Below are 598 nucleotides of genomic sequence, written 5' to 3' on the forward strand. Positions count from 1 at the left end.
GGGCCGGGTGGCGGTGGTGGCCGCGGACGGGACGAGCCTGTCGTACGGGGAGCTGGACGCGGTGGCCGGCCGGCTGGCGCACCGGTTGCGGGCGGCCGGGGTGGGCCGGGGCGATGTGGTGGGGTTGTTCACCGGCCGGTCGGTGGAGGCGCTGGCCGGGATGCTGGCGGTGTGGAAGGCGGGCGCGGCCTACCTGCCGCTGGACCCCGACTACCCCGCCGCACGGATCGAGCTGGTGCTCGCCGACTCCGGCGCGCGCACCGTGCTGGTCGGCGAAGGGCTGCGCGATCGGCTGCCGGCGTTCGCCGGCACGGTGCTCGACCTCGGTGCCGACGTCACGGATGCTCCGGCCGGTGACCCGCCGGCGGCCGGCGGGGCGGAGGACCCGGCGTACGTGCTGTACACCTCCGGTTCGACGGGCCGGCCCAAGGGCGTGGTGGTGCCGCACCGGGCGCTGGTGAACTTCCTGTGCTCGATGCGCGAGCTGCTCGGCTCGAGGCCGGATGACGTCTGGCTGGCGCTGACCTCGCTGTCGTTCGACATCTCCGGCCTGGAACTGTTCCTGCCGCTGATCACCGGCGCCCGCACCGTCATCGCC

Annotated in this window: 1 protein-coding gene; it reads left to right on the forward strand. The window is 75.1% G+C overall.

The features are described 5' to 3' along the window. Positions 1 to 598: AMP-binding protein (locus tag Sru01_RS35190; protein WP_203995313.1), on the forward strand; the 598-nt coding region annotated here is incomplete at both ends.

The organism is Sphaerisporangium rufum (assembly GCF_016863395.1).
Taxonomy (GTDB): Bacteria; Actinomycetota; Actinomycetes; order Streptosporangiales; family Streptosporangiaceae; genus Sphaerisporangium; species Sphaerisporangium rufum.